Origin of the sequence: Nocardioides albertanoniae (assembly GCF_006716315.1) — a bacterium.
GTDB classification, from domain to species: Bacteria; Actinomycetota; Actinomycetes; order Propionibacteriales; family Nocardioidaceae; genus Nocardioides; species Nocardioides albertanoniae.
Genome location: NZ_VFOV01000001.1, coordinates 563,741 through 588,143, shown reverse-complemented (window position 1 = coordinate 588,143; position 24,403 = coordinate 563,741). Strand labels below are relative to the sequence as shown.

At 69.6% G+C, this 24,403-nt stretch carries 26 protein-coding genes; 5 read left to right on the top strand and 21 right to left on the bottom strand.

The features are described from left to right. Positions 1–41: 41 nt before the first annotated feature. Genes FB381_RS02800 through FB381_RS02780 form a run of 5 tightly spaced genes read right to left on the bottom strand, consistent with a single transcriptional unit; the run spans position 42 to position 4,909 of the window. Positions 42–821, bottom strand: a complete 780-nt coding sequence (locus FB381_RS02800; RefSeq protein WP_141778881.1) for a VIT1/CCC1 transporter family protein — start codon at positions 819–821, stop codon at positions 42–44. Beyond that, the gene (locus FB381_RS02795) at positions 796–1,314 is read right to left on the bottom strand and encodes a hypothetical protein (RefSeq protein WP_141778880.1); all 519 of its coding nucleotides are present in this window, start codon (positions 1,312–1,314) and stop codon (positions 796–798) included. Before FB381_RS02795 ends, FB381_RS02800 begins: the two co-directional genes overlap by 26 nt. Then, the gene (locus FB381_RS02790) at positions 1,311–2,474 is read right to left on the bottom strand and encodes a M20 family metallopeptidase (RefSeq protein ID WP_141778879.1); all 1,164 of its coding nucleotides are present in this window, start codon (positions 2,472–2,474) and stop codon (positions 1,311–1,313) included. Before FB381_RS02790 ends, FB381_RS02795 begins: the two co-directional genes overlap by 4 nt. Then, the gene (locus FB381_RS02785; protein ID WP_246087930.1) at positions 2,471–3,703 is read right to left on the bottom strand and encodes an aminotransferase-like domain-containing protein; all 1,233 of its coding nucleotides are present in this window, start codon (positions 3,701–3,703) and stop codon (positions 2,471–2,473) included. Before FB381_RS02785 ends, FB381_RS02790 begins: the two co-directional genes overlap by 4 nt. 24 nt (positions 3,704–3,727) lie before the next feature. Continuing rightward, positions 3,728–4,909, bottom strand: coding sequence for a M24 family metallopeptidase (locus FB381_RS02780; protein WP_246087929.1), 1,182 nt, complete (start codon positions 4,907–4,909; stop codon positions 3,728–3,730). 190 nt (positions 4,910–5,099) lie between these two features. Here FB381_RS02780 and FB381_RS02775 point away from each other — a divergent pair, with 190 nt between their 5' ends. Both FB381_RS02775 and FB381_RS02770 read left to right on the top strand, forming a co-directional pair. Further along, positions 5,100–5,561 carry a flavodoxin family protein gene (locus tag FB381_RS02775; protein ID WP_141778878.1) on the top strand — a complete coding sequence of 154 codons (462 nt, stop codon included), beginning with the start codon at positions 5,100–5,102 and terminating at the stop codon, positions 5,559–5,561. A 100-nt stretch (positions 5,562–5,661) separates the two neighbouring features. After that, complete coding sequence (locus FB381_RS02770) at positions 5,662–6,444, top strand: PE-PPE domain-containing protein (RefSeq protein WP_141778877.1); 783 nt, start codon at positions 5,662–5,664, stop codon at positions 6,442–6,444. 87 nt (positions 6,445–6,531) lie between these two features. Here FB381_RS02770 and FB381_RS02765 read toward each other — a convergent pair whose 3' ends face one another. The 4 genes from FB381_RS02765 to FB381_RS02750 all read right to left on the bottom strand — a co-directional run bounded on the left by FB381_RS02765 (position 6,532) and on the right by FB381_RS02750 (position 10,483). After that, complete coding sequence (locus FB381_RS02765; RefSeq protein ID WP_141782569.1) at positions 6,532–7,677, bottom strand: acyl-CoA dehydrogenase family protein; 1,146 nt, start codon at positions 7,675–7,677, stop codon at positions 6,532–6,534. A gap of 99 nt (positions 7,678–7,776) precedes the next feature. After that, positions 7,777–8,970 (bottom strand): Fic family protein, encoded by a 1,194-nt coding sequence (locus tag FB381_RS02760; protein WP_141778876.1) that lies wholly within the window; start codon positions 8,968–8,970, stop codon positions 7,777–7,779. Positions 8,971–9,033: 63 nt separating this feature from the next. After that, a complete protein-coding gene (locus tag FB381_RS02755) occupies positions 9,034–9,750 on the bottom strand; it encodes a hypothetical protein (protein ID WP_141778875.1) in 717 nt (238 codons plus the stop codon). Between the two features lie 31 nt (positions 9,751–9,781). Beyond that, positions 9,782–10,483 (bottom strand): NAD-dependent deacylase, encoded by a 702-nt coding sequence (locus tag FB381_RS02750; protein ID WP_141778874.1) that lies wholly within the window; start codon positions 10,481–10,483, stop codon positions 9,782–9,784. Positions 10,484–10,672: 189 nt separating this feature from the next. On the opposite strand from FB381_RS02750, the gene FB381_RS02745 reads away from it, so the two are divergent. From FB381_RS02745 to FB381_RS02735, 3 genes are all read left to right on the top strand, one after another. Continuing rightward, positions 10,673–11,833 carry a beta-1,3-glucanase family protein gene (locus FB381_RS02745; RefSeq protein WP_141778873.1) on the top strand — a complete coding sequence of 387 codons (1,161 nt, stop codon included), beginning with the start codon at positions 10,673–10,675 and terminating at the stop codon, positions 11,831–11,833. Between the two features lie 100 nt (positions 11,834–11,933). After that, positions 11,934–12,338 (top strand): hypothetical protein, encoded by a 405-nt coding sequence (locus tag FB381_RS02740; RefSeq protein WP_141778872.1) that lies wholly within the window; start codon positions 11,934–11,936, stop codon positions 12,336–12,338. A 48-nt stretch (positions 12,339–12,386) separates the two neighbouring features. After that, positions 12,387–12,944, top strand: a complete 558-nt coding sequence (locus FB381_RS02735; RefSeq protein ID WP_141778871.1) for a hypothetical protein — start codon at positions 12,387–12,389, stop codon at positions 12,942–12,944. Positions 12,945–12,956: 12 nt separating this feature from the next. On the opposite strand, the gene FB381_RS02730 is transcribed toward FB381_RS02735, so the two are convergent. The 12 genes from FB381_RS02730 to FB381_RS02675 form a co-directional block, all read right to left on the bottom strand. Further along, a complete protein-coding gene (locus FB381_RS02730) occupies positions 12,957–14,018 on the bottom strand; it encodes a fatty acid desaturase family protein (RefSeq protein WP_342778440.1) in 1,062 nt (353 codons plus the stop codon). 5 nt (positions 14,019–14,023) lie between these two features. Next, the gene (locus tag FB381_RS02725) at positions 14,024–14,872 is read right to left on the bottom strand and encodes an ABC transporter permease (protein ID WP_141778869.1); all 849 of its coding nucleotides are present in this window, start codon (positions 14,870–14,872) and stop codon (positions 14,024–14,026) included. Continuing rightward, a complete protein-coding gene (locus FB381_RS02720; protein ID WP_141778868.1) occupies positions 14,869–15,615 on the bottom strand; it encodes an ABC transporter ATP-binding protein in 747 nt (248 codons plus the stop codon). The genes FB381_RS02725 and FB381_RS02720 overlap by 4 nt, the downstream gene beginning before the upstream one ends. Next, complete coding sequence (locus FB381_RS02715; protein WP_141778867.1) at positions 15,612–16,457, bottom strand: alpha/beta hydrolase; 846 nt, start codon at positions 16,455–16,457, stop codon at positions 15,612–15,614. The genes FB381_RS02720 and FB381_RS02715 overlap by 4 nt, the downstream gene beginning before the upstream one ends. A 108-nt stretch (positions 16,458–16,565) precedes the next feature. After that, positions 16,566–17,228: a response regulator gene (locus tag FB381_RS02710; RefSeq protein ID WP_141778866.1), complete on the bottom strand. Its 663-nt coding sequence runs from the start codon at positions 17,226–17,228 to the stop codon at positions 16,566–16,568. After that, complete coding sequence (locus FB381_RS02705) at positions 17,225–18,439, bottom strand: sensor histidine kinase (RefSeq protein ID WP_141778865.1); 1,215 nt, start codon at positions 18,437–18,439, stop codon at positions 17,225–17,227. Before FB381_RS02705 ends, FB381_RS02710 begins: the two co-directional genes overlap by 4 nt. A gap of 40 nt (positions 18,440–18,479) precedes the next feature. Further along, entirely contained in the window at positions 18,480–19,787 is a 1,308-nt protein-coding gene (locus FB381_RS02700) for an MFS transporter (protein WP_141778864.1), read from the bottom strand. A 108-nt stretch (positions 19,788–19,895) separates the two neighbouring features. After that, on the bottom strand, positions 19,896–20,462 hold the full coding sequence (locus tag FB381_RS02695) for a MarR family winged helix-turn-helix transcriptional regulator (protein ID WP_141778863.1): 567 nt from the start codon (positions 20,460–20,462) through the stop codon (positions 19,896–19,898). 102 nt (positions 20,463–20,564) lie between these two features. Further along, positions 20,565–21,689 (bottom strand): CapA family protein, encoded by a 1,125-nt coding sequence (locus tag FB381_RS02690; protein ID WP_141778862.1) that lies wholly within the window; start codon positions 21,687–21,689, stop codon positions 20,565–20,567. Next, a complete protein-coding gene (locus FB381_RS02685) occupies positions 21,686–22,516 on the bottom strand; it encodes an amino acid ABC transporter ATP-binding protein (RefSeq protein ID WP_141778861.1) in 831 nt (276 codons plus the stop codon). The genes FB381_RS02690 and FB381_RS02685 overlap by 4 nt, the downstream gene beginning before the upstream one ends. Beyond that, positions 22,513–23,400 (bottom strand): amino acid ABC transporter permease, encoded by an 888-nt coding sequence (locus FB381_RS02680; protein WP_141778860.1) that lies wholly within the window; start codon positions 23,398–23,400, stop codon positions 22,513–22,515. Before FB381_RS02680 ends, FB381_RS02685 begins: the two co-directional genes overlap by 4 nt. Beyond that, the gene (locus tag FB381_RS02675) at positions 23,397–24,308 is read right to left on the bottom strand and encodes a transporter substrate-binding domain-containing protein (RefSeq protein ID WP_141778859.1); all 912 of its coding nucleotides are present in this window, start codon (positions 24,306–24,308) and stop codon (positions 23,397–23,399) included. The genes FB381_RS02680 and FB381_RS02675 overlap by 4 nt, the downstream gene beginning before the upstream one ends. Positions 24,309–24,403: the final 95 nt, after the last annotated feature.

Below are 24,403 nucleotides of genomic sequence, written 5' to 3'. Positions count from 1 at the left end.
CGGATCATCCGAGATTGTCGGTGCAGGCTTTCGGCGCGCGGTCAGCCGATGCGTGCGCCGAGGAGATTGCCGACCAGGTAGGTCACCAGCATCGCGAGCAGCCCGCCAGCGACGTTGCGCACCGCAGCTCGCAGCGGCGGGGCATAGCCCAGTCGAGCGCTGGTCCAACCGGTGACGGCGAGCGCGACGGCGACGGTGAGCACCGTCGCCCACACGCGGGCGCTGTCGGGCAGCAGCATGATCGCCAGCAACGGCACCAGCGCACCCAGCGTGAACGCGACCATCGAAGCCCCGGCCGCCGTCCACGGCGAGGTCAGGTCGTCGACGTCGATCCCGAGCTCGAGGGCGGCGTGGGCCCGGAGCGCGTCGCGCTCGGTGAGCTGCTGGGCGACGTCGACGGCGGTCTCGGGCTCGAGGCCGCGCTCGCGCAGAAAACCCTCCAGCTCACGCAGCTCCTCGTCGGGCATCTCCTGCAGCTCGCGGCGCTCCTTGGCGATCAGCGACTCCTCGGTGTCGCGCTGGGTCGAGACCGAGACGTACTCTCCCGCCGCCATGCTGAGCGCACCCGCCACGAGGGCGGCGACACCGGCGATGAGGATCGCGCCCGTGTCGGTGGTCGCGCCGGCGACACCCATCACCACACCCGCGGTGGACACGATGCCGTCGTTGGCGCCGAGGACGCCTGCACGCAGCCAGTTGAGCCGGTTGTTCAGGCCTTCGGCGCGTTCCTCGGCGTCGTCGTGCGCCGCCTGGCCGTCATCGCTGGGTCGATCATTGGGTCGATCGTTGGGCCGATCATTGGGGTGCGTCGCTGTTCCCATTGCCCTGGCTGCTCCCCTTGTCCGGCACCGGCTTCTGCGGCTTCTCGCAGAAGACGACAGAGCCGCTCTTTCCACCGTGATACTCGAACTGCTTGCCCGCAGTCTCGAGCACCACACGGACGCCCTCGGTCAGGGCCATCGTGTACATCTTGCCGGGCTCAGGGCAGCCGAGGCTACCGTCGCGCCAGGTCACCTTGTCGTTGGAGACGACGGTGATCTCCTCGCTCTTCACGCCCTGACGCTTGCTCAGGTCGGCGATCGCCTCGGCGACGTTCGGGTCCTCGGGCGTCGGGCTCGATGAGGTAGGCACGTCGGACACGTTAGCGCCTGGGTCGGTCGCCTCGGAGCCGCATCCGGCAATCGCTGGGAGCAGTGTCAGAGCCAGGACGGGCAGGGCGTACGCAGCGCGGCGGATCGTGGGCTTACTGATGTCGGTGGGGGTCATGTCCTTGGGTACGTCCGCGGTGCGGGGTTCGTTGCGTCCGAGTCTCACGCGCGGCACTCTCGCACATGCCCGGCGATCAGCTCCGCGTAGACCTGGGCGGCCGCAAGCAGTTCCCTCAGCTCGACGCTCTCGTCGGGTCGGTGGGCCTGCTCGGCCACCGACCCCGGACCGAGGACGACGACCGGGATGCCCTTGCTCGCGACGAAGCCTCCGTCGCAGGCCGCTGTCCATCCGGTGGGCTCCGGGGACGGCACTCCGGCTGCCGTCAGTGCGGCGGCGACGTTGTGGACAATCGGATCGTCGACCGAGGTCTCGAAGCCTGGCATGTCCATCGTCATCGCGACCTCGACACCCAGACCCCGGTCGGCGAGACCGAGGGATCCGAGGCGGCGCACGACCTCCTTGTGCACGTCGCCGGCGGACTCGCTCGGGAGCAGGCGGCGGTCGGCGGTGATCCGGCAGCGCGCGGCGACGGTGGAGGTCGCCTGGCCGCCCTCGATGGTGCCGACGCTCCAGGTGGCCGGGCCACACAGCGGGTGCGGCGCGGCGGCCAGCTCGTCGTGCCAACGCTCGATCTCGGCGACCACCTGGGCCATGCCGTGGATGGCGTTGCGGCCGTCGGCCGGGTTGCCGGAGTGGGCGGCCCTGCCCTCGATCGTGATCTCCAGATAGGCGTCGCCACGGGCGGCGACCACCGGCTGCAGGCTGGTGGGCTCGATGACGAGGCAGGCCGCGTAGTCGGCCGGCGAGAGGCCGTCGACGAAGTGGCGTACGCCGAGGCCGAGCTCCTCCTCGTCGACCAGCACGGCGAGCGTGATCGGGCCGTCGGCGAGATTGTCGACTGTCGACAACGCGACGATGGCCGCCGCGAGGCCGCCCTTGGTGTCCGCGCTGCCTCGCCCGTGCAGCCGCCCGTCGCGTACGTCGCCGGAGAACGGGTCGCCCCTCCAGCCGTCGCCGGGTGGCACCACGTCGGAGTGGCTCACGACCAGCAGGCCAGGACCGGAGCCGCTGCCGATTCGGGCGATCAGGTTCTCCCGGCCCGGTGCGACCTCGTCGAGGGTGACCTCGAAGCCGCGCCGACAGCACTCCTCGACGAGCACGGCGACCGTCGCCGCCTCCTCCCCTGGCGGGTTCTGACCGCGGGCGCGCACGAGCCGCTGCGCGAGCCTGATCACGTCGTCCGCATCGACCTGCCTGCCGTTCACTGCCGCCCCGCGGCCAGTCGGTCGACGGCAGTCCGCAGCCGGGCGACACCCGCCGCGATCCGGGCAGGCGGCGTCGACGCGAAGCAGAGCCGCATCGAGTGCGGGAAGAGCCCGCCCGGGGAGAACGCGTTGCCGGGGATGACCGCGACGCCCTCGGCCAGCGCCACCTCGAACAGGGCCGTGGTGTCGATCGGGGCGTCGAAGGTGACCCAGAGGAAGAAGCCACCGTCGGGGTCGGTCCAGGTCGCCTCACCGCCGAAGTGCTCGGTCAACGCCGCCCGCATCGCCTCTTTGCGCTCCTTGTAGACAATCCGCTGATCGGCCACGTGAGCGTCGAACCCACCCGAGGCGATGAACCCGGCGACCTGCCGCTGAGCCGGCAGGTTCGTGCAGGTGTCCATCGCCTGCTTGGCGTTGACCAGCAGCTGGCGCAGCGACGGGTCGGCGTCGACCCACCCCACCCGCAGGCCCGGCGCGACGGTCTTGGAGAACGTACGCACCGAGTAGACCAGCGGATCACCGTCGGCGAGCTCGTGCAAGGTGGGCAGCGGGTCGCCGGAGAACCGGAGCAGGCCGTAGGGGTCGTCGTCGATCAGCATCGATCCCCACTCCCGGGCCAGCTCGATCAGGCGGACCCGGCGCTCGAGCGCGAGCGTCGCGCCCGACGGGTTCTGGAAGGTGGGGATGGCGTAGATCGACTTCGGTCGGCGGCCGATGCGGCGCACCTCCGCCTCCAGCCGGTCCACGTCGAGACCGTCCTCGTCGACCGGGATCTCGAGGAGATCGGCGGAGTAGGACAGCGCGGTCGCGCTGCCGTTGGTATAGGTCGGCGCCTCGACGACGACCAGGTCGCCCGGGTCGGTGAAGAGCTTGTGGGCGAGGTCGAGCCCCTGCATCCCGCCGGAGGTGATCATGAGCCGGTCGGGGGTGGTCTCGTCGCTGGTGCCGGCCAGCTGCGCGAGCAGCGCCTCCCGCAGCACCGGGTCGCCCTCGGTGGCGGCGTAGTCGTAGGCATGAGTCTCGAGCGGCACCGCAGACAGCGCTGCCGCGGGGATCGCGTCCTGCGCCGGGCTACCCATGGCCAGGCGGACGATGTCGTGGGTCTGCTCGGCCAGCAGCGACGTGCTCGAGTCGATCACCGACCCGACCAGGTGCTCGCTCCGTGCTGCCAGCGGCAGCCTGGCGGCTGTGCTGACTCCTGTGTGGATTCCTGCGTGGATTGTCGACACGGTGGGCTCCTTACTCGTTGACGATCACTCGTTGACGATCAGCTGACGCGGCCTCGAGGTCAGCGGCTCGGGCAGATGCTCGGTGACCAGGACCGACTCGGAGAGCTCGTAGGCCCACCCGTCCATCCACATCCCGAGGATCACGTGGAAGGCCATCCCCGGCGCCAGGACCGTCTCCTCCCCCGCCCGGAGGCTGACCGTCCGCTCGCCCCAGTCGGGCGGGAAGCCGATGCCGACCGAGTAGCCGATCCGCGACTCCTTGCTGAGCCCGTGGGCGGCGATGACGTCGGTGAAGGCGGCATGCACGTCGGCGCCGGCCGCCCCCGGTTTCATCGACCCGAGCGCGGCCTCCATGCCCTCGTTGGTCGCCTTGGCGCAGTCGAGGAGCTTGGCCGAGGGCGGGCCGAGGCAGACCGTGCGGGCCAACGGGGCGTGATAGCGGTTGCGTACGCCGGCCAGCTCGATCGTGGTCGCCTCACCGCGCCGTAGGACCCTGTCGGTCCAGGTCAGATGGGGTGTGTCGGCGCTGTCACCGGTCGGCAGCAGCGGCACGAAGGCCGGATAGTCGCCGCCCACGCCACCGACGCTGATCGTCTGTGCCGACTGGATGTCGGCCACCACGTCGCACTCGCGCCGCCCCGACCGCACGCCTTCGAGCGCGACCGTCATCGCCCGGTCGGCGACCGCACCGGCGGCCCGCAGCTCGTCCTGCTCGGCCGGCGACTTCACCAGCCGCACCCAGTTGACCAGCTCCTCGCTGTCGACGATCCGCGTGCGGGGGATGGCCCGCTGCACGGCCTGGAACCCGCGCACCGACAGGAAGTGGGCGTCGAGCTCCATCGCGACGACCACATCAGGATTGTCGACAAATATATTTAGCTCTCGGCACTGCGCGGCGATGTCGTCGTAGGGATGGATGTCGGGCCGATGGACGAGATCCTCCGGGTAGGCATGGATCCGGTCGTCGGGCAGCACGGCCGTATGGGCCGCCCCGTGAGCGTCCATCGCCCGCAGGAAGAGGTGCACCCCACCCTCGGCCGGCACCACCGCACACTGCGGCACGTAGAACGACCAGGCGTTATAGCCGGTCAGGTAATAGAGATTCGCCGGGTCAGCGACCACCAGGGCAGACCAACCGCGCTCCGCCATCCTCTGCTGCACGCTCTGCAGCCGTGTCGTGAACTCTTCGGAGCTGAAGACGCTCACCACGGTGAAACCGTTCCTGCCACCTGCTCATCGTGACTGAGCACGCTGATTGTTGACAATAGACAAACAGAACATTTCCAGAGCGCCGCGGCGCTGGCTAGCACCGGGCCGTCACACCCCGAAGATGGCCGGTGTCTCAGGGCACAGGGGCGATCGCGCCCACGACGGATCCGAGGAAGGACATACCCAGGTGAAGACGCTGATCGTGTGCACGTCTGTCTCCCACGGCAACACCAGGCGGGTCGCCGAAGCCGTCGGTGGCGTACTGAACGCTCCGGTGGTCGATCCGGACAGCGTCGCCGTCGACGACCTGCACGACTACGACCTCGTGGGATTCGGGTCCGGCATCTTCAACATGGCGTTCCACCCGCGACTGCGCGACCTCGTCGCCTCGCTCCCCCACAGCCAGGGCACCACAGCGTTCGTCTTCTCCTCCAGCGGGTTCCCCGAGCCCCCGTTCGCGCGATACAGCCGCACGATGGCGAAGCTCCTCGAACAGCGAGGCTTCGACGTCGTCGGCTCCTTCTCCTGCCGCGGCCACGACACCTGGTGGCCCTTCAAGCCGGTCGGCGGCCTCAAGAAGGGCCGCCCGAACCCGGCCGACATCGACGCCGCCCGCGCCTTCGCGAAGACGCTGCTCGCGCAGAGATGATTCCAGACTTCGCAGTACCAACCGGGCGGATGTGATCCGCTGTACGCGTACGCCGGGATCCCGACCACGGGGCTCACCGGAAACCATCTCGGGAGGACACATGTCCAGCAGACGATTCATCCGAAGTCTCATCCTGTTCCTGGGCGCCGTGGCAGCGGCCCTGCCCGGCGCGGTCACCTCAGCGCCACCGGCATCAGCGGCCAACGGCACCACCTACTACGTGCTGATCGGCGGCACCTGCGACGGCCCCGCGAATGTCTACCGCGACGAATGGCTGCGCGGTGGGATCCCCTTGCGCGTCGATTACCCCGCCGGCGGCCAGGGCACCTCGTGCCCCGACCAGACACCGATGAACGAGAGCGTCCAGATCGGCCGGCGAAACGCGATCGATCTGATCCGAGCCAACTACAGCCCGGACTCCACCTTTGTCGTGGTCGGCTACTCACAGGGCGCGATCGTCGCCAACCTGGTGCTCAACGACCTTGCCGACGGCCAGGTGCCCGGCGTGGACAAGTCACGGTTCCAGGCCAAGCTGTACGCCGACCCGATGCAACCCGCCGGACCGGCCGGCGCCGGTATCGGCGCGGTCGTGCCGGCCGGGTCCGGAGTGCCGTTCACCGGCTGGGTCTCCCCCGGGGCGGGACGCTCCGACTTCGGCGGCATCCCCTACATCCGCTACTGCATCGAGACCGACGGCATCTGCAACTTCGACGCCCCGTTGGGCGCGGGCCTGGGCGGCTACTTCGCTCAGCACTGGTGCTACCAGTGGGATCGGCCGACCGACCACCGCTCGATCATGGGCGACTCGATCGCCGACGGCGTCTACATCAACGACGCCCACAGACTGGGCAAGCAGGACTGCAAGCCGCCATATCCGGCCTGACCGAGGCACCAGCACCGAGCTGACCAACGACGGCGGGCGGCCCCTCCTCGTGGAGGGGCCGCCCGCGGCGTACGAAATATCGAAGACTCAGAAGCCCAGGTCGCGGCCGATGAGCTCCTTCATGATCTCGTTGGAACCGGCCCAGATCTTCGTCACGCGGGCGTCGCGCCAGGCGCGAGCGACGCGGTACTCGTTCATGAAGCCGTAGCCGCCGTGCATCTGGACGCAGTGGTCGAGCACCTCGGACTGGGCCTGCGAGGACCACCACTTGGCCTTGGAGGCCTCGACCGGCGAGAGCTCACCGCGGGAGTGAGCGGCGACGCACTTGTCGACGTACGCCTCGGCGACCTCGATCTGGGTGACCAGCTCGGCGAGCAGGAACTTGTTGTGCTGGAAGGCGCCGATGGACTGGCCGAACGCCTTGCGGTCCTTGGCGTACTGAACCGTCTCCATGAGGATCTGCTTGGCCTGCGCGACGTTGGCGACGGCGCAGGAGACGCGCTCCTGCGGGAGCTCCTCCATCATGTGGATGAAGCCGCGGTTGAGCTCGCCGATGATCTCGGCGTCGGTGACGCGTACGTTCTCGAAGAACAGCTCGGCGGTGTCGGACTCCTCCATGCCGACCTTGTCGAGCTTGCGGCCACGCGAGAAGCCGGCCTTGTCGGCCTCGATCGCGAAGAGCGTGATGCCCTTGGCACCCTTCTCCGGGTCGGTGCGGACCGCGGTGATGACCAGGTCGCAGGAGTAGCCGTTGGTGATGAAGGTCTTGGAGCCGTTGATGACCCACTCGTCGCCGTCGCGGACGGCAGTGGTCTTCAGCGCGGCCAGGTCGGAGCCACCGGAAGGCTCGGTCATACCGATAGCGAGCAGGATCTCGCCGGAGGCGACGCCGGGCAGCCAGCGCTGCTTCTGCTCCTCGGTGCCGAGCCGCACCAGGTAGGGAGCGGTGATGTCGGAGTGGATGCCGACGCAGGTCGGGTAGGCGGCCCCGATCTTGCCGAGCTCCTCGGCGAGCACCGCGTTGAACCGGAAGTCCTCGGCGCCGGCGCCGCCGTACTCCTCCGGGATCGCGAGACCGAGGAAGCCGTTCTCACCGGCTTCGAGCCAGAACTCGCGGGGCAGCGCCTTGTCGGCGATGTGCTTGTCGGTGTGGGGCTTGACCGAACGCTCCAGCCACTGCTGGACGGAGGCTCGGAAGTCCTCGTGGTCTTCCTCGAAGATGTCGCGCTTCAGCATGCCCCGGAGTCTACGACGCCATGGTTACTGTGTGGTAACCCTCTCAGACTGCAGTCCTGGTCCCACGCTGCCGGATCCAGAGGCTTCGTCGCTGAGTCACTGCTCTCGCGCACGAGCCGCGATCCGAACATCGAGGTCAGCGAGCTCGTCGAGGATGTCGCCCACGCCCCACACCTGGTTGCGAGTGCGCTGCGTGAGTGGCCGAATGATTCCTGCGCCCCGAAGACGGTCGATGACGCGGTGCGTCGTCGCAACGGAGAGACCCAGATCGTCCTCGACGTCCTCGGTGGTGACGACAGGCTCCGCGGCCAGCTTCTCCAACAGCGACTCGGCCGCGCTACCCCTGCTCGGCTTCACGCGATCACGCCAGTCGTCCGGCAGCTCGGCAAGTCGGCCCGCCGTCACTTTCGACTCCTCAGCGGCAACGGTCGATGATGTCGCGACGACACTGATGATCGGCTCCGCGTCGCCAGCATGGAAGTCGTTCAGCGCCCGGAAATACGCACTACGACGAGCCGCCAGCGCAGAGGCCACCGGGACTGTCACAGAGCGCGCAATTCCGCGGCGGCGTACGACCGCAGCGGCAAGGGCTCGACCGATACGGCCGTTGCCGTCGGTGAACGGATGGATCGCCTCCAGCTGCGCGTGCGCGATCGCAGCCTGCGGGATGACGGCGATGTCGTCGCGGGCCGCGAAGACGACCAGGTCGGCCATCAGACCAGCCACACGGTCGGGTGGCGGAGGCACGTAGATCGCGCCCCGTGGAGAGTGATCGCTGCCCCCGATCCAGTTCTGCATGTCGCGCCAGCGCCCGGCGTACGGCCCGTCGACGGGGTCGTCACACATCAGGCGTCGATGCGCATCGATCATCGTGTCGAGATCGAGCGGGCCGGAGACCAGCCGATCCAGAGCCCCGGTGGCACGGACCATCGATCGCGCCGACGAGTTCGACCTCACACCGTGCACAGCTCGCACGTAGTCCTCGACCGAAGCGGTCTCGTGCTCGATCTTCGACGACGCGATCGACTCGGCTCGCAGCAGCATCGTCGCCAGCGGGCGAAGCTGAGGACCATGGGTTGCGTCCAGCGACGCGATTGCTCGAATCGCCTCGTCACACTCGGCGGCGACGCCGGGCGGCACGCTCAAGCTGATCCCGGAGATGTGCGCCGGGATGCTGACCGTCACCTCCGCCAGCCGACGGTCGTCGATGGTTCCGCCCTTGACGCTCTGACGCCACGGCACGACAGCACTCTCTGCTGCCGGAACCAGGGCCGCACTGCGCTCGGTCATGAGACCAGCGTAAGCGTTATTCTCACCTTTTACTGAAAAGCGAGAACAGCGTCGATGCAGTCCTCATTTCTCCAGCTCGGCCAGGTCGAAGACGTCGGCGGCCGCCGGCTCCTCGACATGGAACTCCTGGTCGAAGTCGGAGAAGCGGAGCTCGCCGGCGCTGCCCTGGGTCCACTTCACGATCCGGTGGGGCTCCGAGGCGACGACGTACGTGCGGCTCTGGGTCTCTCCGTGAGTGACGTCGAGCTGCACGGTCGGGGTGCGATACACCATCGCCGGGCCGATCGCCTCCGCCTCGGCCTCGGCCGGGGCCATCTGGGCGGTGAGGCTGTCGATGCTGCAGAAGGCACGCAGGCTGGCCAGCTCGCCCTCGAGCGCGACCCACTTGTCACCGACGCGGTCGGCGATCTCCTTGCCCTCGCTCTTGCCCGGGGCGATGGACTTCCAGAAGTCCTCGTCGCCCTGATACCAGGCCGAGCCGCCGATCGCCCGCAGCGAGATCTGGCCGTCGCCGATGTCGACGGTGCCGAGGCAGCTGCCCTTGGCGGAGACGTCGAGGTCGATGGTGATCTTGGTGCCGCTCGGGTCGAGCACCTCACCCTCGACGTGGACCGCGTCGATGTCGTGCATCGCCGCGCGCGCCTGCTCGGCGATGCGGTTCCCTGGCTCTCGGGCATATTCACGCGCCTGCGACAGCGTCCCGCCGTCGTCGCCGCAGCCGGCGAGAGCGCTGGTCAGCGCGATGATGAGGGCGGTCGCAGGGACGACAGGTCGAAACACGCGGCCTATGGTGGCAGAAGGCATCACGAGGTCATCGCAGGGTGCCTTGAAGGTCGGCGACCCACTCGGGCACGACCTTGCCGGCCGGCCCCTGGCGGGCGTCGTCGAAGAGGTGCGTGGTCTCGGACAGATCGAGGTTGAGCTCGAGCGTCTTGGCGCCGGCACGAGCCGCCATGCGTACGAACCCGGCCGCCGGGTAGACCGCGCCGCTGGTGCCGATGGCGACGAAGAGGTCGGCCCGCACCAGCGCCTTCTCGATCAGGTCGAGGTCGTAGGGCATCTCGCCGAACCACACCACGTCGGGCCGCAGGGTGTCGTTGCCGCAGGCCGGGCAGGTCGGTGAGTCACCGAGGTCGTCGTCCCACGGGAACCGACCCTGGCACGACTCGCACAGGGCCGAGAGCAGCTCGCCGTGCATGTGTACGACACGGCTGGAGCCGGCCCGTTCGTGCAGGTCATCGACGTTCTGCGTGACGACGAGCAGGTCGTCGCCGAGCAGCTGCTCGAGTCGGGCGAGGGCGACATGGGCGGCGTTGGGAGCGACCGTACGCAGCTCGCGACGCCGGTCGTCGTAGAACTTGTGGACCACGGCCGGATCACGATGGAACGCCTCGGGAGTGGCAACGTCGTCGACGTGGTGCCCCTGCCAGAGACCGTCGACGTCGCGGAAGGTCGCGAGGCCACTCTCCGCAGAGATCCCGGCGCCGGTGAGCACGACAACTTTCACAATCATTCAGGCTAGCGAGGTTGACCGCGCTCCCGCTGCCTCAAAGCGCCATATTGGTCACTTGATCGCCATTTGTAACACGCCCGGCGCGTGCGTCTGCGCCCAGCCGGGCCCCTCGCCCGAACCTATGGACTTTTACTGTAAAGGACCCTTACTGTAAGGCGGGTTCCCACAGTCCCCCACTCGGGAGGTCCCATGCTGACCAGACGATCTGTACTCGCCGCCACCTCTGCCGCGGTCACCCTGCCGCTCCTCGGCGGAAACCTGTGGCAGGCCCAGGCTGCCCGCCCACCACGGCTCGGCGCCCAGGCCACGATCCAGCTCCGCTTCGTCAACCAGACCGGCGCCTACGACAACTCCTCGATCCACTTCTACATCGTCGGCACCAACCTCGCGACGGGTGAGCAGTCGCGGGTCACGCCCGAGGGCCAGCTCGTGCCGGTCTCGACGGCCGACAACGGCTCCGACGGCTACGCCGACTACTCGATCCCGTTCGCCGGCAGCGGTGAGACGCTCTCGCAGATCCCCGCCGACATGTCGGGACGGATCTACTTCTCGCTCGGCGACAAGCTGAGGTTCAAGGTCAACGAGGGCAACGCGCTCGCCTACCCGGCCGCCTGGGTCGAGTCCGACCCGAGCTACGGCGTGCTGCACGACTGTGTCGAGTTCACCTACAAGAGCGGCCGCATCTACTGCAACACCACCATGGTCGACATGTTCAGCGTGCCGCTCTCGATCGCGCTGACCGGCGAGGAGTCGCCCACCACCGGCACGCTCGTCGAGGGCGGCCGCGCGAAGATCTTCGACGCGATCTCCGCCTCGCCCGACTTCAGCTCGCTGGTGGTCGACGACCGCCGCATCATCGCGCCCGGGCACGGCCTGGAGATGGGCCGCTTCTCGGAGTCGTTCTTCGACTCCTACGTCGACCAGGTGTGGTCGAAGTACGCCGGCGAGGACATGGTGGTCAAGGCCAACAACACCACCTTCACCGGCCGCGTCAGCGGCGACCAGTTCGTCTTCGACGGCGGGGTCCAGGCGTTCAGCCGGCCCACGACCCGCGACGTGCTGTTCTGCGACGGCGCCCTGGCCGCACCCAACGACGGCATCACCGGCCCGGTCGCCGCCGTGCTCGGCGCCGGTTTCAACCGCACCACGCTGCTCGCCTCCGCCAACCAGCCCACCGACGACCCGGGCGGCTTCTACCAGGGCGACCCGGTCCATGCGTACTGCAAGGCGATGCACGACAACACCGTCGATGGGAAGGCCTACGGCTTCGCCTTCGACGACGTCGGCGGCTTCGCGTCGTACGTCGAGGACAACGCCTCCGAGATGGCGGTCACGCTGACCCCGTTCTGATCGGCGCGTTCTGATCGGCCCCTTCCGAGCGACACCCCTCATATAGGGGACCGTCGGCTCGACGCGTCCACCACGCCACGAGGACTCGTACGGTCACACCATGACGTACGTCGTCCTCGTGGCGTGGCTCGTCCAGGCCTCTGCGGGAGTGCTGCTGCTGACGCGTTGGTGGCGGCACCGCATCCGCGCGGGGGTGGTCGTCACCCACGTCGCCCTCTCCGTGCTCGGGCTCGCGCTCTGGGTGGCGTACGTCCTGAGCGACCATGTGTTCTGGGGCTGGGGCGCCCTCGGGCTGATCGCGGTCGGCAACGGTTTCGGCGATGCCATGCTCCTGCGGCGTGCGCGCGCCATGGGCGGACGCCATCTCTCGGTCCTCCATGCCTATCGGGTCGCGCTGGGCGCGATCTTCGCCGGGAGGATGCCGGCGTTCGTCATCTTCCACGCGCTGCTCGCCGGGGTCGTCTTCTTCGCCACCCTCGCGGTCTGCGTCGTCGCGACCGTCTAGTGCCGGTTCGGCCGCGCCAGGCGTGCGGGGTCGGGGATACTGGCGTCCATGGGTGCCGGCGGTGCGGTCTTGCTGCTGTTCGTCGCCGCCGTGCTGCTCATCTTCATCGTCATCGGCGTGGTCGTGCTGGTCGTGGCGGCCGGGGTCGGACTCTCCGGTCGGGACGCGCGGCCACTGTTCTGGGGTGGCGGCATCGTGCTCGCCGTGCCCGTGGTGTTCGTCGTCGGCGTGGCCGTCTTCGCCCAGGTCACCGGCGACCCCGACACCATCGAGCTCGATCTGCGCGACCCGGTCAGACTCTCGAGCCTGCCCGATGACAACGAGAGCTTCCCCGGGATGCGCGACTACGACAGCGACCACGTCGACCTGCTGCTGCCCGGTGGCCGCCACTTCGAGGCCGACGTCGACGGCGTGGCGGTCTGGTCGAAGGACGGCTACGTCACCCAGGTCACCTTCGACCGGCGGGCGCGCGACGCGGGCGAGGCCCAGGGCCTCGCCCGCGCATGGGAGCGCCAGCTCGGTGAGACGGCCACCGTGGAGGTCGATCCCGACTACTCCGACCACGGCCGGGTGCGCGGCGAGGTGCTCGCCGACCCCACCCCGTGACCTCCGGCGTCTTCAGCCCGTCCTGTTGACCACGACGAACGGGCAGGCGAAGGGGTCGCGGTCGCCGAGCCCGACGCGGTTGAGATGGCGGACGACGATGCCGTACGACTCCAGCAGACCGGCCTCGGTGTACGGGACGCCCTGCTCGGTGCAGTAGGCGCGCACGATCGGCTGGGCGCGGCGCAGGGTGCTGCTCGGCATGCTGGGGAACAGGTGATGCTCGATCTGCAGGTTCAGGCCGCCCATCAGCCAGTCGACCCAGCGGCCGCCGCGGATGTTGCGGGAGGTCAGCACCTGGCGGGAGAGGAAGTCGATCCGGGTGTCACGCGGCACCAGCGGCATGCCCTTGTGGTTGGGGGCGAAGCTGGCGCCCATGTAGATGCCGAAGACGGCCAGCTGCACGCCGAGGAAGGCCGCCCCGAGGCCGGCTCCGAGCACCGAGAGCACGAGCACCGGCCACCCGATCAGGCGCAGCGCCAGGAACGCCGCCTCCGTACGCCGGTGCTTGAGGTCGCGGTCGCCGATCACGGTGCGGACGGCGCCGACGTGGAGGTTGATGCCCTCCAGGGTCAGCAGCGGGAAGAAGAGCCATCCCTGGCGGGCGGTGAGCCAGCGCGCGAGACCGGTGCGCCGTTCGACGTCCTCGGTCGTGAAGAGCAGCACCGAGGGGCGGATGTCTTGGTCGGCGTCGACCTTGTTGGGGTTGGCGTGGTGGCGGGTGTGCTTGCGCATCCACCAGCCGTAGCTCAGCCCGACGACCAGGTTGCCGAGGATGCGGGAGGCCCACTCGTTCTTCGGACCCGAGGCGAAGATCTGGCGGTGGGCGCCGTCGTGGGCGAGGAACGCGGTCTGGGTGAACAGCACCCCGAAGGCCGCCGCGACCAGCAGCTGCCACCAGGTCTGTCCGAGCGTCAGCAGGGCGATCACCGCGATCGCGAAGGCGGTGCCGAGGATGATCACCCGCAGGACGTACGCCCTGGGTGACCGCGCCAGGAGACCCTCCTGCCGCACGCGGCTCATCAGCTCGGTGTAGGCGTTGACCTGTCGGGAGGCCTGGCCCTGGAGCACGGTCATCGCGGTCACCGCCCCAGGCGGCGCAGCCGCAGCATGGCCAGCGGCAGGCAGACCGCGATGATGGCGACCGGCCAGAGGACGGCCGTGGTCATCGCGTGCTCGCCGATCCAGGTAGTGGCCGGGGCGGCCGTGTTGCCGAAGAGGTCGCGGGTGGCGATGACCGTGGACGTGAGCGGGTTCCACGCGGCCAGGCCGCCGAGCCAGCTCGGCATCAGGTCGGTCGGCACGATGGTGTCAGCCACCATGGCCAGCGGGAAGACCAGCGCGAAATACTTCATCGCCGCCTCGGGGCCACTGACCAGCAGACCGAGCAGGATGCCGACCCAGGAGAACGCCAGCCGCAGCAGGATCAGCAGCCCGAGCGCGGCCACGACACCGGCGGCGCCGAGGTGGGCCTGCCAGCCGAACAGGGTGCCGAGCGCCATCAGGATCCCGAGCTCGACGACCGCCAGGATCACGTCGGCCAGCGACCGGCCGGCGAGCACCGCGACCGGCGACATCGGCAGGGATCGCATCCGGTCGAGCACCCCGCCGCGTACGTCCTCGGCGACGGAGATCGTCGTGTTGCCGATCCCGAAGGCCATGGTGAGCGCGAAGAGGCCGGGCAGCAGGAACTCGCGATACTCCGCTCCCGGCACATCCATGGCCACTCCGAAGGCGTCACCGAAGACGAAGCCGAACATGGCCACCGCCATCACCGGGATCATCAGGGTGCCGAGGAGCTCGTCGGGGCGGCGTACGAGGTGGAGGAGGTGACGTTTGGCCACGACCCAGGTGTCGACCGCCGCCCACGTGATGCGTGATCCGTGGACGTTCACGACATCGCTGAACCGGACGTCGATGGCCGCACTCATGCCGACGCCCCCTCGGTGATCAGGAGGAACGCCTCGTCGAGGTCACGGCCGCCGACGCTCGACTTGAGCTCGGCGGGCGAGCCCTCGGCGACGACCTTGCCTCGGTCGACCATGGTGATGCGCGAGCACAGCCGGTCGGCCTCCTCGAGGTATTGCGTGGTGAGCAGCACGGTGGTGCCGGAGTCGGCGAGCTCGCGCACGGCGTCCCAGACCTCGATCCGGCTGCGCGGGTCGAGGCCGGTGGTGGGCTCGTCGAGGAAGAGCACCTGCGGGCTGCGGATGAGGCTGACGGCGAGGTCGAGCCGCCTGCGCATGCCACCGGAGTAGCCCCGCACCGGGCGGTCGGCGGCCTCGACGAGGTCGAAGCGCTCCAGCAGCTCGTCGGCCCGCTGACGGGCCGCGCGGGCTCGCATCCGATACAGCCGGGCGAACATCTCCAGGTTCTGCCGGCCGCTCAGCACACCGTCGACGGCGGCGTACTGACCGGCGACGCCGATGCGGGCGCGCACGCCGGCCTGGTCGCGGGCGACGTTGCGCCCGGCGACCCAGGCCTGGCCGGAGTCGAGGCGGGCGAGGGTGGCCAGGATGCGTACGGTCGTGGTCTTGCCGGCGCCGTTGGGGCCGAGCAGGCCGTGGACCGTGCCGGCCGGGACGGCGAGGTCGATGCCGTCCAGGGCGGCGCCGCGGCCGGGGTAGCTCTTCCGGAGCGCCTGGGTCCAGATGGCGGGTTCGTCGGTGATCATGCTGCTGTCTCCACTTCTCGTGCGGTCTGAGCTGTTCGAGCGGCGCGGGCGGCTCGTGCGGGGATGCGGGTGGTGACGCCGGCCGGGGTGACCTCGTCGTAGCGGCCCAGGGCGATGCGGGCGACGTTGAGCAGCGACTCGCTGCCCTCGGTGTAGTAGCCGCAGTGGCCGGGGATGTCGCCGGTGCCGAAGCTGGTGGCGCCGAGCTCGGGGTGCAGCGGATCGCGCCCCAGGCCGAGCCGGCCGAGGCGTACGTGCGGGATCAGCCGGATCCGGTCGCTCTCGCCGTAGCCGGCCCACAGCCGGGTGCCCGAGCCGAGCTCGGAGCGGTGCACGACGCCCATGCCCGGGCTGCCCAGGGCCACGCAGTCCTCGGCGCGGGCGGAGGCGAGCGCGAGGCCGGCGACCGTGGAGCCGTAGCTGTGGCCGACCAGGGTGATGTGGGCGGCGCGCGGCAGGTAGTGGGTGAGGGCGGCCAGGTCGCTCGCACCGGCATAGGCGGCGTCGTTGGTGATCGCGTTGTACCACTCCGGCGGGGCGTGGTAGCCCACCCAGACCACGACGGCCGAGCGGCTCTCGGGGGCGAGCTCCTGCATCGTACGAAGCAGCAGCTGGCCGCGGGAGCGCGGGCTGTGCGCCTCCTGGCTGGTGAAGTAGTTGCCGAGGTGCTGGCCGTTGCCGGGCACGATGACCGCGATGTGGTCGGCGGTCGCAGCGTCTCCGAAGACCTCGACGACGCGAGCGCCGCCCGGCGGGTCGCAGGCGAGCAGGCGCCCGCCGATCGTTTCGACGATGGTTGCGTCGGCCTCCTCGAGGCCGTATCTGAGCGGCGTCACTGTCATGGCTGTGACGTTAAGAAGCAGGTGTGCTCCTGCGCGTCACTCCCGAGAGCCATTCGACCCCCTACCGGGGTAGTCAGGGACGCCCCCGAGACCCGCTCCCGACACGCTCTAGACGTGCGGCGCGACCAGCCCGCTCTCGTAGGCGAACACGACCGCCTGGGCGCGATCACGCAGACCGAGCTTGCCCAGGATGCGGCTGACGTGGGTCTTCACGGTCTGCTCGGCCAGGAAGAGGTCGGCGGCGATCTCGCTGTTGGAGCTGCCGCGGGCGATGTTCTCCAACACCTCCCGCTCGCGCTCGGTGAGCTGCTTGAGACGTGGGTCGGCGCGCCGCTTCCGCGGCGCCCGGGCGAACTGCGCGATCACCTGGCGGGTCACCGACGGCGAGAGCAGCGCCTCACCGGCATGGACCACGCGGATCGCGGACGCGAGCTCGTCGGGCGAGGCGTCCTTGAGCAGGAACCCGCTGGCGCCCAGGCGCAGCGACTCGTGCACGTACTCGTCGGCGTCGAACGTGGTCAGCATGACCACCTTGGTCTGGGCGGTGGCCGGGTTCTCCAGCAGCTGCCGGAGCGCCTCGATCCCGTCCATCACCGGCATCCGCACGTCCATCAGCACCACGTCAGGGCTCGTACGCCGCACCACCTGCAGCGCCTCGGAGCCGTCGGCCGCGGTGCCGACGACCTCGATGTCGGGCTGGGTGCCGAGCAGCGCGACGAAGCCCGACCGCACCATCTCCTGGTCGTCGACGACCACGATCTTTACCGTCACGGGGTCTTCCTACCGCGTCTGGAGGTCTTGCGCACCGTAGTTGTCACCGGCAGGCGCGCCTCGACGACGAACTGGTCGCCCTCGGAGGTGCCGGCGGTGCTTTCGGCGCCGGCGGTGAGGGTGCCGCCGACCGCGGCGGCGCGCTCGCGCATCCCGATCAGCCCGTGACCTCCGCCGGCGCTCTCGGCGTCGATGTCGGCGCCAGGGGCAGCGCCGTCGAGCGCGTTGGCGACCCGGATCTCCAGCTCCGCCTCCCCCAGGCTCAGGTCGACGGTGACCGGCTCGTCGGAAGCGTGACGACGGGCATTGCTGAGCGCCTCCTGCACGATCCGGTAGGCGGCAGTGCCGACCTCCGGCGCCACATCGGTAAGCGCGGGGAGCTCGCCGTGCACCTCGACCCGCTGCCCGGTGCCGCGTGCCGACTCGAAGAGCTCACCCAGCCCGTCGACGCCGGGCACCGGCACCCGGCCCGACTGCCCCTCCTCCGTACGCAGCACGTCGAGCACCCCACGCATCTGCCGCAGCGCCGAGGCCGCCAGGTCGCCGATCTCGGCGAACTCGGCCTCGGCGGCCGGGCTGACGTCGTCGACCCGGTGCGGCGCCGACCTGGCCTGCACGGTGATCAGCGACATATTGTGGGCGATCACGTCGTGCAGCTCGCGGGCGATGCGGGCCTTCTCCTCGACGACCGAGCGGCGCTCGTGCTCCTCGCGCAGCGCACTGCGGCTCTCGACCAGCCGTCCGGCGACGGTGGCGAGCGCACCCAGCAGCAGGGCGAGGGAGGCGAAGTTGGCCACCTCGACGAGCGAGCCGACGAAGTCGTTCCAGGCCAGCCCGACCACGGCCAGGGCCACGCCGATGGCGACCTGGATGCCCAACGTGGTCGCGGCCAGCCGCCACCCGGCGACCACGGTCAGCACCAGCAGCACCAGGAGCTGCGTCAGCGTCGGTGGCGGTGCCATCCACGGCCACCCGTCGGGGCTGTGCCGCGCCACGGCCAGCGCCGCCGCGGTCACCGCGACCAGGGACAGCCCGGCCGCCTCCACCGGGCGCCGCAGCGCCAACGGCACCGCGGCGGCGTGCGAGAAGCCCACCAGCATGGCGACGCCACCGGCGACGCTCTCGGTCAGGATCGCGGCCTGCACGATCCCGAGCACGGTCGCGGCGACGTACAACGCCAGGCGACCGCGACCGACCCAGGTCTTCAGCATGGTTTCAGTAATACCAGGGCGATGCGTGGTGCGCGTCCCGTCAGGAGGCGTCGACGAGCTCGCGGTCGCTGGTCTCCCCCAGCCGGAGCAGGGAGAAGGCGCTCAGCAGGCAGAACGCCGCGATGACGGTGGAGAGCGTGACCGTGCCGGCACCGGCCTTCTGCAAGGAGGCGAAGAGCAGCGGCGACAACCCTGCCCCCATCCCGGCGAGCTGGTAGCCGAGCGAAGCGCCCGTGTAGCGCGACGAGGTCTTGAAGACCTCGCTCATCAGCGCGGCGAGCGGACCGTAGAAGGCGGCATGGATCACCGACTGACCCAGGACCACCGCCAGGACCAGCAACGCGACCGACCCGCTGTCGAGCATCGGGAAGAGCAGGTAGGCGAAGACGGCGGTCGCGACGGCGGCGGCCAGCACGACAGGGCGGCGGCCGACCCGGTCGGTGAGCGCCGACCAGCCGAGGATGCCGATGACCGCACCTGCCGAGGAGAGCGTGAGCGCGTTGAGCACCGTCGGGCGCTCGAAGCCCGCTCCGAGGGCATAGCTGATCAGGAAGGTGGTCAACGTGCCCTGCACCACGAAGGCACCCAGCCCGACACCGACGGCCAGCAGGAGCGTACGAGGATGGTTGCGGAGCACCTCCACGAGCGGCGTCTTCGCGTCGGCCTTCTTCTCCTTCATGGCCTCGAAGGCGGGCGACTCGGTGACGCTGAGGCGGATCCACAGACCGACCGCGAGCAGGACGATGCTGAGCAGGAACGGCACCCGCCAGCCCCACGCGGTGAACTGCTCGGGCGTGGTGACCGAGGCCATCACCGCCATCACCGCTGTGGAGAGCACCATGCCGGCCGGAGCGCCCGCGTTGGTGAACGAGGCCCACAACCCACGCCGGGAGGTGGCGTGCTCGGCAGTGATCAGCACCGCGCCACCCCACTCCCCGCCGATCGCGACGCCCTGGACGACCCGGAGCAGGACGAGGAGGACAGGCGCGGCCGCGCCGATCTGGCCGTACGTCGGCAGGCAGCCGATCAGGAAGCTGACCGCCCCCATGATGAGCATCGTCAGGACCAGCATCTTCTTGCGGCCGAGCCGGTCGCCGAAGTGTCCGAAGACCACGCCGCCGAGCGGCCGCGCCAGGTAGCCCGCTGCGAACGTGCCGAAGGAGGCGATCGTGCCGGTGACGGGGTCGAGGTTGGAGAAGAAGACCTCGTTGAACACCACGGCCGAAGCGGTGGAGTAGAGCAGGAAGTCGTAGTACTCGATCAAGCTGCCGGTGAAGCTGCTCGCGACGATCCTGCCCATCTGTGTGCGTGGGCCGGTCGCGCTTCTGCCGCCGGAGGTGAGGGTCATGGGGGACTCCGTTCAGGATTCCTGTTTATCAGGATTCCTGTTGATTGTGGGTGACGGGCGTCACGCCGTCAACCACTACGGAGTCAGACCCGAGACAGGTCCGAGGTTCTAGGTGGCGTCTGCGCTCCCCGCGCGCTGGCCGGCACGCAGCCGAACCGCCTCCCGCTCGGTGTCGGCGTCGCCAAAGTAACCACCGGCCAAGACCTCGGCCGCGTGGTGGAGTGACGAGAGGAGCAAGCCCCTCTCGGCGGGTGGCATCCCGGCATAGATCCGGTCCTCCACGGCGATCATCTCGGCCAGGCAGGCGTTGAGCTTCGCCAGCCCGGCCTCGGTGAGACGCGCGAGCCTGATCCGACGGTTGTCGGGGTGCGGGGTGCGCTCGACCAGCCCGCGGGAGACCAGGTCGGACAGCACCAGATGGGCGGCCTGGGAGGAGACGAACATCAGCCGCGCGAGGTCGGCGTTGGACCTCGGCACGTGGTCGCTCAGGATCAGGAGCATGCGGTATTCCGAGACCGAGATCGACTGCCTCGCCGCGATCAGCTCGGTCGCCCGCTGGAGCGCACGCGCCAGTCGCTGAGAGACGTACTCGATCCGCGAGAAGGCCGCCGTGGGAAGCCGCTCCGGACCGACGGGATCCGCCGGACGCGGCGGTGTGGCTGGCTCTTCAGACATGGGGCGAATCACTTTCACACATCGAGGCGAAGGCGGGTGCACGATCGCGACCAGTCTCTCTCACGGGCCGGGTGCCCCGCCCCGGCAGGGGACGCTCGGCCATCAGGAGACCGCCACCGTGTCCCCACCGTCGGTCCAGGCGAAACTCGTCGCCAGCCCGGCCGTTCGGGAGATGCGCTCGATGTAGGCGACCACCGAGTCGCCCTCGCCCCGCCTCAGCGGCGTCGGCCGCGCCTCCTCGTCGATCCAGCACGGGATGAACGAGGGCCGCACCCGGTTCTCCTCGTCGACGTCGATCACCGCGATCGCGGTGTTGCGGCTCTCCGGGTGGAACGGGTAGGCGGGCATCGCCGGATCCGGCTCGAAGCCGTACAGCTCCCGACGCCGCAGCGCCCAGGCCCGCAGCTCCTCGGAGTCGTTGTCCGCGTCCGGCGTCAGCGCGTCGGTGACGGTGACGAAGTTGCCGAGCCCGTGGAAGATCGGCACGCCGCGGTAGACCTCGACGCCCCGCATGATGTGCGCGTGGTGGCCGACCACCATGTCGGCGCCGGCGTCGACGGCCGCCCTCGCGACCTCGAGCTCGTAGTCGGCGATCGCGGCCGGAGTGTGCCCGATCCCCTTGTGGAAGGCGACCACCACGATGTCGACCCGCTCGGCCAGAGCGGCGACCTGCTCGGTCATCGCCCGGAGAGATGTCTTGTCGCAGAAGGTGTAGATGGTCGGCGGGCTGGCCGGGTTGGCGTCGTCGAGCTCGTAGTGGGTGATCACCTTGACGTAGGCCGCCCCCGCCTTGAGGCTCGTCGCCCACGACTCCCGCGGACCCACGCAGTTGTAGCTCAGCACGCCGACCGTGCGGCCCCCTGCCGACGTCACCACCGGAGTGGCGGCGGCGCTGAGGTTCCTGCCCGTGCCGGTCGTCGCGATCCCGTACGCCTCGGCCGACTCGATCGTGTCGATGACGCCCTTCGTGCCGAGGTCGAACGCATGGTTGCCCGCGGTGGTGGCCACGGTGAACCCGGCCTCTGCCATCCCCCGCAGCGCCTCCGGCTCGGCCGGCGGCGACGGCACGGTGATGCCGGCCGTCTCGGTCGACGTCGTGTGCGGCACCTCGATCTGCCCGATGGCGACGTCTGCCGCACGCAGGACCTCGGAGCTCGGCAGGAAGAGCTTCTCGGTCTCGGGCTGCTGCAGCACGATGTCGCCGACTGCGGCGATGCGTACGGTCATGACGACACCTTCTCGGATGCGACCGGCGAACGACGCTCACCGGAGTAGCGGGACAGGAACGTACGCAGCCGCTCGCTGCTGGGATCGGCGAAGAACCGGTCCGAGGGGCCTTCCTCGACGACCTTGCCGTCGGCCATGAAGACGCAGCGGTCGGCGACGTCGCGGGCGAACTCCATCTCGTGGGTGACCACGACCATGGTCATGCCGGACTCGGCGAGGTCCTTCATCACCTGGAGCACGTCACCGACCAGCTCGGGATCGAGCGCGCTGGTCGGCTCGTCGAACAGCACGACTCGCGGCCTGGCGGCGACAGCCCGGGCGATCGCCACCCGTTGCTGCTGGCCGCCGGAGAGATGACGCGGGTGGGCGTCGGCCTTGTCGGCCAGGCCGACCCGGTCGAGGAGGTCGCGAGCGCGCTCCTCCGCCTGCCGCCGGGACTGGCCGTGGACGGAGATCGCGGGCTCGACGATGTTCTTGAGCACGGTCCAGTGGGGGAACAGGTTGAACTGCTGGAAGACCATGCCCATCCGCCGTCGCTGCACGCACACCCGGCTCTCGCTCAGGGTGCGGTAGCCGCCGCGGTGCGCCTCGTAGCCGAGCAGCTCCCCGTCGAGGAACATGGCTCCACCGTCGATGGTCTCGAGCTGGTGGATGCACCGGACGAGGGTCGACTTTCCCGAGCCGGACGGCCCCAGGACGGCGACGACCTCCTGCTCGTGGACCTCGAGGTCGACGCCGTCGAGCGCCACCTTGTCGCCGTAGTGCTTGCGCAGGTCCTGGACCCGGACGACCGGCTCCGTCGATACCTCTGTCACGGCCTGTCTCATGCGGGATCACCTTCCAGGGAACGGGCCCGCTCCCGGGCGGGCCCCGAACGGTCGTAGCCGCGGCCGAGCCGGCGCTCGATGCGGCGCTGCACGAGGGTCAGCAGGGTCACGACGAGGAGGTACCAGATCACGGCCACGACGAGCAGCGGCACGACCTGGTAGGTGCGGCCGTAGATGATCTGCACCGAGTAGAGGAGGTCGGTCAGGGTGATGACGCTGACCAGGGAGGTGCCCTTGAGCAGCGCGATGAACTGGCTCCCCGACGGTGGCACGATCACCCGCAGCGCCTGCGGGACGACCACCTTCCAGAAGGTCTGGCTGCCCGAGTAGCCCATCGCCCGGGCCGCATCGCGCTGCCCGCTGTCGACCGACATGATCCCCGCCCGGATGATCTCCGCCATGTAGGCGCTCTCGTGCAGGCTGAGGCCGATGATCGCTGCGGTCAGCGGCGTGATGAGGTCGTTGACGGACCACGACGCGAACCCGACCGAGAGCCGCGGCACGAGGTAGGCGAGGTTGAACCAGAAGATCAGCTGCACGAGCGGCGGTACGCCACGCAGCAGCCCGACGTAGAGCTGGCAGGTCCACCGGATCGGCCCGAAGGCGCTCAGCTGACCCGCGGCCGCCGCGGTGCCGATGGCGGTGCCGAGTGCCATGCAGACGACGGTGAGCAACAGGGTCATCCCCAGGCCGGCCAGCACCGACGGGTCGAACATGAGGTCGGCGACCACCGCCCACTCGAACCGCGGGTTGGTCGCCGCCCAGGTCAGGACGAGCACGGCGGCGACCACGAGGACGACGACGGCCGCGAGCCGTGCCGGCCGGAACCTCGGCCGAGCGGTCGCCGCGTCGGGCGCCACCAGCAGTGCGTCGGCCGTCGTCATGACGGCTCACGCTCGGTGGTCGGGTTGATCAACGGCTTCTCGACGGCGACCGGCTCCAGACCCCATTCCTCGAGCACCTTCTGGTAGTCACCGTTGTCGAAGATGTTCTGGAACGCCTCGTAGAGCGGCTTGCCCATCCCGCTGTCCTTGGGCGTCAGCAGGGCCAGCAGGCTCACGCCCGAACCCTGCTCGTCGGTCTGGGTGACGTAGTCGTACGTCTCGTCGGCGGCGGTCACGTCGAGCGCGGCGGTCTCGGTCATCCCGGCGACATCGGCGCGGCCGCTCTTCACCGCGAGGAGCGTGGCGTTGGTGTCGGCGTAGTCGGCCCGCTTGTTGGCCGGCTCACCCTGCTCGGCGCACCACGTGTTGAGCTTCTCGACCTCGCTCTCGGTGATGCTGCCGCCCACGAGCGCGATGGTCTGACCGCACGGGGCCTCCTCGGCGGCGATCCCGTCCGCACCCTCCTTCGAGAAGACGTACGCCGTGCGAGTCTGCAGCCAGGTGATGGCGTCGAAGGAACGCTCGCGCTCCGGGTTCGCCTGCACCGGCCCGTTCCAGGCCTGCCACCGACCGGACTGCATCCCGGTCAGCATGCTGGGCATCGACTGGGACACCTCCATCCGGACGGGGACGCCGAGCTGCTCGCCCAGCACCTTCCACAGGTCGGGGTCGATGCCGGTGACCTCGCCGTCCTTCTCGACGGTGCGATAGGGCGGGTGCGCATCGCCCACGACCACGAGCTCCCCGGCGTCCTTGACGCCCTTCGGGAGCGCGTCGTAGAGCGGGGCACCGGTGTCGACCTTCCCCGACTCCGCGCCCGACTCCTCGGCCGCGCCCTCGGCGCAGCCCGCGAGCAGGACCCCGGCGAGGGCGATCGAGACAAGTGAGGCAGTCGTCCTTACCTGCATGGTGCACTCCAGTTCGGTCGTGATCCGGTCGTGCCGCGGGTCATGTGACGTACAGCACTTCTCATGTGACTTGATATCAACATCAGTCAGAGATC

Bases quoted from the DNA above. Each gene is read 5' to 3' on its own strand.
- FB381_RS02800 (WP_141778881.1), bottom strand. From the start codon at position 821: ATGGGAACAGCGACGCACCCCAATGATCGGCCCAACGATCGACCCAAT.
- FB381_RS02770 (WP_141778877.1), top strand. From the start codon at position 5,662: ATGTCCAGCAGACGATTCATCCGAAGTCTCATCCTGTTCCTGGGCGCC.
- FB381_RS02760 (WP_141778876.1), bottom strand. From the start codon at position 8,970: ATGACCGAGCGCAGTGCGGCCCTGGTTCCGGCAGCAGAGAGTGCTGTC.
- FB381_RS02750 (WP_141778874.1), bottom strand. From the start codon at position 10,483: ATGATTGTGAAAGTTGTCGTGCTCACCGGCGCCGGGATCTCTGCGGAG.
- FB381_RS02745 (WP_141778873.1), top strand. From the start codon at position 10,673: ATGCTGACCAGACGATCTGTACTCGCCGCCACCTCTGCCGCGGTCACC.
- FB381_RS02740 (WP_141778872.1), top strand. From the start codon at position 11,934: ATGACGTACGTCGTCCTCGTGGCGTGGCTCGTCCAGGCCTCTGCGGGA.
- FB381_RS02735 (WP_141778871.1), top strand. From the start codon at position 12,387: ATGGGTGCCGGCGGTGCGGTCTTGCTGCTGTTCGTCGCCGCCGTGCTG.
- FB381_RS02730 (WP_342778440.1), bottom strand. From the start codon at position 14,018: ATGACCGTGCTCCAGGGCCAGGCCTCCCGACAGGTCAACGCCTACACC.
- FB381_RS02725 (WP_141778869.1), bottom strand. From the start codon at position 14,872: ATGAGTGCGGCCATCGACGTCCGGTTCAGCGATGTCGTGAACGTCCAC.
- FB381_RS02720 (WP_141778868.1), bottom strand. From the start codon at position 15,615: ATGATCACCGACGAACCCGCCATCTGGACCCAGGCGCTCCGGAAGAGC.
- FB381_RS02715 (WP_141778867.1), bottom strand. From the start codon at position 16,457: ATGACAGTGACGCCGCTCAGATACGGCCTCGAGGAGGCCGACGCAACC.
- FB381_RS02705 (WP_141778865.1), bottom strand. From the start codon at position 18,439: ATGCTGAAGACCTGGGTCGGTCGCGGTCGCCTGGCGTTGTACGTCGCC.
- FB381_RS02700 (WP_141778864.1), bottom strand. From the start codon at position 19,787: ATGACCCTCACCTCCGGCGGCAGAAGCGCGACCGGCCCACGCACACAG.
- FB381_RS02695 (WP_141778863.1), bottom strand. From the start codon at position 20,462: ATGTCTGAAGAGCCAGCCACACCGCCGCGTCCGGCGGATCCCGTCGGT.
- FB381_RS02690 (WP_141778862.1), bottom strand. From the start codon at position 21,689: ATGACCGTACGCATCGCCGCAGTCGGCGACATCGTGCTGCAGCAGCCC.
- FB381_RS02685 (WP_141778861.1), bottom strand. From the start codon at position 22,516: ATGAGACAGGCCGTGACAGAGGTATCGACGGAGCCGGTCGTCCGGGTC.
- FB381_RS02680 (WP_141778860.1), bottom strand. From the start codon at position 23,400: ATGACGACGGCCGACGCACTGCTGGTGGCGCCCGACGCGGCGACCGCT.
- FB381_RS02675 (WP_141778859.1), bottom strand. From the start codon at position 24,308: ATGCAGGTAAGGACGACTGCCTCACTTGTCTCGATCGCCCTCGCCGGG.